The sequence below is a fragment of the Massilimicrobiota sp. mt181 genome, assembly GCF_055420065.1.
The window spans coordinates 1-6,661 of the sequence record NZ_JBVAYN010000046.1 but is presented as its reverse complement, the minus strand read 5'-3'; the positions used below and the strand labels follow the sequence as shown (position 1 = coordinate 6,661).

The following is a 6,661-nucleotide window of genomic DNA, read 5'->3' as shown; positions in this document are numbered from 1 at the left end:
ACAGAAGTGGATGCAATGGCACAAGCGATTCATGATGCTATTAGTAGCCTAGAAAAGAAAGAACAAATAGTGATAAGTGATAGTGATATTCAAGATCCTAATAAGACTTCAAATAATGATGATAAAGTTGATAATGATAAAGTGGTTAAAACAAATGATTCAACAGATATATTAGCTATAAGTGGTTTGTTTATTATATCTTTAGTTGGAATAATCATAATAAAAACGATGTCAAAAAAAAGATATAAATAATTTAACTTTTCATATAAACAAATGAGATCAATTGATATTGAAAGGTGGAGATTTTGAACTTCACCTTTCAAATTTTTATTCATAATGAAAAATTATAAATATATTTATGACTAAAAACTAACTATTTATGTTAGGAAATACGATAATAATGTATATATGATAGAATAAATTGGAAAAAAATGGTAAAATAAAAAAGGTTAAAGTGTATTTTTGTTGATTAAATGGTAATAAATTGTTAGAATTGTAGAGCATAAATGCATATGAATAAGAGGGGTTTGAATGAAAGATAACATAAAAATGTATCAAAGAATATGTTTTTTAATATGTTTGGATAGTTTGTTTGTCGTTTTAGCGTCTTTTTTAGCGATTTTCATAAGATTAGAATTTGTCATGGATTGGGAGATGTGGCAAAATTATTTTCAATGGGTATGGTTGGATATTATCATTTCTATAGCGTCATTTACTCTATTAAACCTTTATCGTAGTTTATGGCGATTTGCTTCAATGGTTGAATTAAGAAAAATGATTGTTTCTGTTTTATTAGCAACTTTTATTAAGTTATTTATATTTGTATTGGTGTTGGGTGTTGTTTTACCACGTTCGTGGTATATTATGGAGCCTATGATTTTATTGATGCTGTGTGGATCTAGTCGTTTTTTATATCGTAATATGCGTTCGTTAAGAAATAAAAAGCATTTGATGTGGAAAGACAAAGATTATACAAATGTTATGATTATTGGAGCTGGAGAAGCTGGAAATATTTTATTAAGAGAAACATATTTAAGTGAACATGTTCATAAACAAGTTGTTTGTTTTATTGATGATGACATCAGAAAACAAGGAAGATTTATGAATGGTGTTCCTATTGTTGGTGGTAAATCATCTATTTTAGAAAATGTAAAAAAGTATGATGTTTCTGAAATTTATATTGCTATTCCTTCAGCAACTGTTCAACAACGAAAAGAGATTATTGAAATATGTAAAGATACAGGTTGTAAATTAAAAATCTTACCTGGAATTTATCAATTAATTAATAATGAAGTTAGTATTTCAAAGTTAAAAAATGTTGAGATAGAAGATTTGTTGGGAAGAGAACCTGTTCAGGTTAATATCAAACAAATAGCATCCTATGTTCAAAATAAAGTTGTAATGATTACTGGTGGAGGAGGTAGTATTGGGAGTGAGTTATGTCGCCAGATTGCTGCTAATCAACCAAAACAGTTAATTATTGTTGATATTTATGAAAATAATGCTTATGATATACAAATGGAATTGAAGGAGAAATATCCTCAATTAGATTTACAAGTGCGAATTGCTTCTATACGTGATGAGAAAAAAATGGATTGTCTGTTTAATGAATTTCGTCCTGAACTTGTTTATCATGCTGCGGCTCATAAACATGTACCTTTAATGGAAGAAAGTCCAAATGAAGCTGTCAAAAATAATGTTTTTGGAACATTGAATTTAGTCAAAGCTGCAGATAAGTATCATGTTAAACGTTTTGTCCAAATTTCTACTGATAAAGCTGTTAACCCGACTAATATTATGGGAGCTACAAAACGTATTTGTGAGATGATTATTCAAACATATGATAAACATTCACAAACTGATTTTACAGCTGTGCGTTTTGGGAATGTTTTAGGGTCTAATGGTTCAGTTATACCATTGTTTAAAAAACAAATTGCTCATGGTGGCCCTGTCACAGTCACTGATAAAAATATTATTCGTTATTTCATGACGATTCCAGAAGCTGTATCATTAGTTATTCAAGCAGGTATTTATGCTCATGGTGGAGAAATATTTGTTTTGGATATGGGAAAACCAATGAAAATAGATGATTTAGCAAGAAATCTTATTAAATTATCTGGATATACACCAGATGTTGATATACCGATTGTTTATACGGGACTAAGACCTGGGGAAAAATTATATGAAGAGTTATTAATGGGAGAAGAAGGACTTCAAAAGACGGAAAATTCGAGTGTGTTTATTGGACATCCAATTGAATTGGATGAAGAAAAATTCTTTAAACAGTTGACAGAACTTCATCATATGGTTGAAAATGAAGAAGACCATGTTAAAGAGAAAGTTCGTGAGATTATTCCTACATATCAACCATATGGTCAATCAAAGGATTAAAAATAGTGAAGAAGGGAAATATACTATGTAATGGTGTATTTCTTTTTCATATTGAAGAGGGTGGTGGCATGAAGAGAAAAATGATAATTATTATCTCGATTTTATGTTTGTTAGCTTTTGCTTTTATTTACGAATTATATGTATCATATTATACTCTTGATGTGACATCGTATAATATTGAAAGTGAAAAGATTAATGAAGATGTTCATATTGTGATGATTGGAGATGTTCATGATGGCCATTGTCAAATAAAACAAAAAGTTATTAAACAGATAGAAGAATTAAAACCTGATCTTATATTATGTGTTGGTGATATTATTGATGATGGATCACAAAATGATAAGGATACACTTGCTTTTTTAAAATCACTCACTGAAATTAGTGATGTTTATATGAGTTTAGGAAATCATGAAATTGCTTATTATCAAGAACATAGTCAAGATTTTAAACATCTTCGTGAAATAGGTGTTACTCTTTTAGAAGAAGATTATGTAGATATCACAATTCATAATCAAAAAATAAGGTTAGGAGGTATGTATCATTATGCTTTCAGTCAAATGACAGGAGGTATAACAAAAGAAGACATGCAAAATAGCCCAACCTATCAATTTTTACATGATATGACAGATACAGAATCATTTCAATTAATGATGGCACACCGCCCTGATAGTTTTATCTTTGCTGATGCAAATCAATGGAATATAGATTTGGTTGTGAGTGGACATTATCATGGAGGACAAATTATTTTACCTTTTATTGGGGGATTATATGCTCCAGAACAAGGATTCTTTCCAACCTATGATTATGGATTATTTCAGTTAAATCATATGCAGATGTTAATTACAAGGGGAATAAGCAGTAGTGGAGAGTATTTGCCTAGGTTTAATAATCCAGGTGAAATTGTTTATATCACATTAAAATAAAACAGTAAGTCTCAAAAACTTACTGTTTTATTTTAATTTCCTTGTAGAATGTTATTGATACGATCTCTCACTTTTTCTATTTCTCCATCTGATGGATAAAAATAGTATAAATAATATCCTTTTTTAACCTCATCATAATGCCATTTATATTCACCATCCATAGAATATGTTTCAATATTCATAAGTGTATCTCTCATACTTAAAAAAAGTTGAAATGCATCAATAAATTGATCTTCAGGCAAATTCGTCATAAAGTTTTCTTGAATACTATCTAATGCAGACATCATATAATCATATGATGGATTTTCAAAAAGTTTATTCATAATACCTTTAATAATTTCCATTTGTTGTAAACCACGAGATCTTTCATTTAATGGTAAAGACTTACGTTCTCTCGCCATCGCGAGAGCTTGTTCTCCATTAACATGATTCATTCCCTTTTGATAATGGAAGTCATTAATTGTGTAATCATAATGACTATAGACATCAATTCCACCAATTTTATCAATTAAATCAATTAAACCATCAAAATTAATTTTGGCATAATAATTGATTTTAACACCTAACTCATGTTCTATACTTGCAATTGAAGATTGAACACCACCCCAATTACCACTATATGATAATTTACTATGCGCATCTTTGATTGGAATATAGCTATATAAGTCTCTAGGAACAACTTGCATAGATGCTTTCTTCGTTGTTGGATTAATAGTCAATAAAATATTGACATCACCTCTACCAGTCCCATTGATTTTTCCATTACAAGATAAATCAACACCACCTAAATAAACTGTAAATGCTTCTTTCGTGATATCTAATTTTTCATTTTGAAAAGTATTTTCAATTGCATATTCTTTAATAAACAATGGACGAATATGATCACGATAATCAGCAACATCCTCTTCTAAATAACTAGAACTTAAAGACGTGATGACTATCATATCAATTTTGTTATCCAACAAGTCCTGATAAGCATCCTTCATATTGTCATATTGCTTTTCTTTCACACCTGTTTTTTCATGTTCTTTTAAGATTTCTCTAGCACGTGTTAATCCTGTAGAATCATCTAAAAAACAACCCATTGTTAATCCATCTAAAGAGCTATTTTCGTCTAATGTTGATTCCTTTAATACATCAATTTCTACAGTTTCAACTTCATCTGTTTGTGTAATTTGATTTGTAAAAGAAGAAGCACGATTAAAAACCAAACACCCAATAACTAAAAGAATACAAAGAATAATATGAAAAACAAGACTTAACTTAGGTAATTTATAAGTACATAAAATCAAAAGTAATAAAATAACAATGACAACAAAAGAAACTATAAACAAAGATAAAGTATTAATATATGCACTTAACTGAAATAAGTTATAAAGGCTTAATATGAAGTTTATTCCTAATAAAACAATACATATTTTCCCTATAATTGAATTCCATATTTTGAAAAACATTGTTTTCATCATTCCCATCCCCTCTTTATAATATAGAATATTATAACATGAAAGAAATCATATTGACAAAAAAAACAAAACTCTCCATAATATTTGTGTAAAAAAGGAGAAAATTATGAACCAAGAGTTTTTAACATTATTAAAAGATGCAAGAAAAAATGAAAAATCACAAATCGTAGATTTAGATTATACACAACTCTATCATTTATCTAAAGAACATGAAGTACTAGCTTTAATATATAATCAAATATATTCATTTCCATCATTTCCAACAGATTTAAAAAATCAATGGAAAAGAGAAGCTATTAAAATTAATGCTATTCAAACCATTAAAACAGATCGTTTTTTAAAGGTTTATCAAAAATTTATTGAAGCAGATATAATTGTATTAGTTGTGAAAGGAATCATATGTCGTTCATTATATCCTCAACCAGAAAATAGACCATCTAATGATGAAGATCTTTATGTACAACAAAAAGATTTTGATAAAGCTAAAAATATTCTTTTGGATAATGATTTTGTATTAGTTGAAAAAGGAGAAGACGTCAGTACATTCTTAGATAGAATCAATGGTCTATCTATTGAATTGCATACAAGCTTGTTTTCTCAAGAATCAAAAGCCTATGGAAAGTTTCAAGATTCATTTGAACATGCCTTTGATTCACCAATACAACATTGTATTTACAATGTGAATGTTTATTCATTATCTTATGATTTGCATTTCTTATTTTTATTAATGCATTTAATTAAACATTTCTTACATGGTGGGGTAGGTATTAGACAAATATTAGATATTGTCATGTATGGTGAACAATATGGACAGTTTATAAATTGGAATTATATCTATACAGTGCTTAAAGATTCCAATTTCTATGTGTTTATTATGAACGTTTTTTCATTAGCTCATGATCTGCTTGATATGTCCTTTGAACATATACAATTATTAGATGACTACGAAACAATCAATAAAGATTATCAGTCATTATTAGATGATATTTTGGATGCGGGAGTTTTTGGAAAATCGACACAAGAAAGACTTCATTCAAGTACAATGACATTGAATGCTATGGAAACAGGGAAGAAATCATTAAAAAAGAGTTTATTTCCAGAAAAATCATATTTAGAAAAAAAATATACTTATCTCAAGAAATATCCGTTTCTACTTCCTATTGCATGGATATCACGTATTATTAGCTATATAGGTAATAAACAACAGGGAAGTGGACAAAAAACAATAGAAATAGGAAATCAACGCATTGAACTATTAAAAAAATATAAGATTATTAAATAGTTATGCACATACTTACGCACATATGCACAAAGTTACGCACACATGTGAATAACTTTGTGCATAACTAGGAGAACAATATGGAAAGAAAAATAAGAGAAGTTGATATAAATGAATATTTACCAATATTACAAGATATTATTAAAACCGGTAAAGACGTCAGCCTTTTGGTATCTGGCAGTTCCATGTCACCATTTTTAATTCATCATCGTGACACAATCATTATATCAAAACAAACGCAACCATTAAAAAGAGGAGACATGGTTTTCTATCAAAGATTAACGGGACAATATGTCATGCATCGTATTCATCATATTGATAAAAAGGGAAACCTCTATATCACAGGTGATGCTCAAACAGAAATAGAAGGACCTGTTTCTCCTAACCAAGTTTTTGGGATTATACATAAGGTGATTCGTAAAGGGAAAAAGCTTCAAAAAGGAAACTTCTGGTGGTGGTTCTTTGAGAAAATATGGATACGCATAGTTCCATTAAGACCATATGTTATAAAAATGGTCTCAGTAGTAAGAAAATAGGTTTGCATGTAATAGGCTTAGAATCGTTATTTCTAAGTCTTTTTTGTATTAGGCTATTATTTTTTAGGC

General features: G+C 28.8%; 6 protein-coding genes. 5 read left to right on the top strand and 1 reads right to left on the bottom strand.

The features are described 5' to 3' along the window. The 3 genes from ACZYT4_RS13805 to ACZYT4_RS13795 form a co-directional block, all read left to right on the top strand. The coding region (locus ACZYT4_RS13805) for a hypothetical protein (RefSeq protein WP_463786887.1) at positions 1-252 on the top strand (252 nt) is incomplete at its 5' end. Between the two features lie 279 nt (positions 253-531). After that, entirely contained in the window at positions 532-2,391 is a 1,860-nt protein-coding gene (locus ACZYT4_RS13800; protein WP_463786881.1) for a polysaccharide biosynthesis protein, read from the top strand. A gap of 68 nt (positions 2,392-2,459) precedes the next feature. Continuing rightward, complete coding sequence (locus ACZYT4_RS13795; protein ID WP_463786879.1) at positions 2,460-3,314, top strand: metallophosphoesterase; 855 nt, start codon at positions 2,460-2,462, stop codon at positions 3,312-3,314. 32 nt (positions 3,315-3,346) lie between these two features. On the opposite strand, the gene ACZYT4_RS13790 is transcribed toward ACZYT4_RS13795, so the two are convergent. Further along, positions 3,347-4,777, bottom strand: coding sequence for an LCP family protein (locus ACZYT4_RS13790; RefSeq protein ID WP_463786877.1), 1,431 nt, complete (start codon positions 4,775-4,777; stop codon positions 3,347-3,349). 106 nt (positions 4,778-4,883) lie between these two features. Between ACZYT4_RS13790 and ACZYT4_RS13785 the strand changes: the two genes are divergently transcribed. Both ACZYT4_RS13785 and ACZYT4_RS13780 read left to right on the top strand, forming a co-directional pair. Beyond that, a complete protein-coding gene (locus tag ACZYT4_RS13785; protein ID WP_463786874.1) occupies positions 4,884-6,059 on the top strand; it encodes a nucleotidyltransferase domain-containing protein in 1,176 nt (391 codons plus the stop codon). Positions 6,060-6,136: 77 nt separating this feature from the next. Beyond that, positions 6,137-6,592, top strand: a complete 456-nt coding sequence (locus ACZYT4_RS13780) for a S24/S26 family peptidase (protein WP_463786873.1) — start codon at positions 6,137-6,139, stop codon at positions 6,590-6,592. Positions 6,593-6,661 lie beyond the last annotated feature (69 nt).

Excerpts from the sequence above, each read along its gene's own strand:
- ACZYT4_RS13800 (WP_463786881.1), top strand. The coding sequence starts at position 532 with ATGAAAGATAACATAAAAATGTATCAAAGAATATGTTTTTTAATATGT.
- ACZYT4_RS13795 (WP_463786879.1), top strand. The coding sequence starts at position 2,460 with ATGAAGAGAAAAATGATAATTATTATCTCGATTTTATGTTTGTTAGCT.
- ACZYT4_RS13790 (WP_463786877.1), bottom strand. The coding sequence starts at position 4,777 with ATGAAAACAATGTTTTTCAAAATATGGAATTCAATTATAGGGAAAATA.
- ACZYT4_RS13785 (WP_463786874.1), top strand. The coding sequence starts at position 4,884 with ATGAACCAAGAGTTTTTAACATTATTAAAAGATGCAAGAAAAAATGAA.
- ACZYT4_RS13780 (WP_463786873.1), top strand. The coding sequence starts at position 6,137 with ATGGAAAGAAAAATAAGAGAAGTTGATATAAATGAATATTTACCAATA.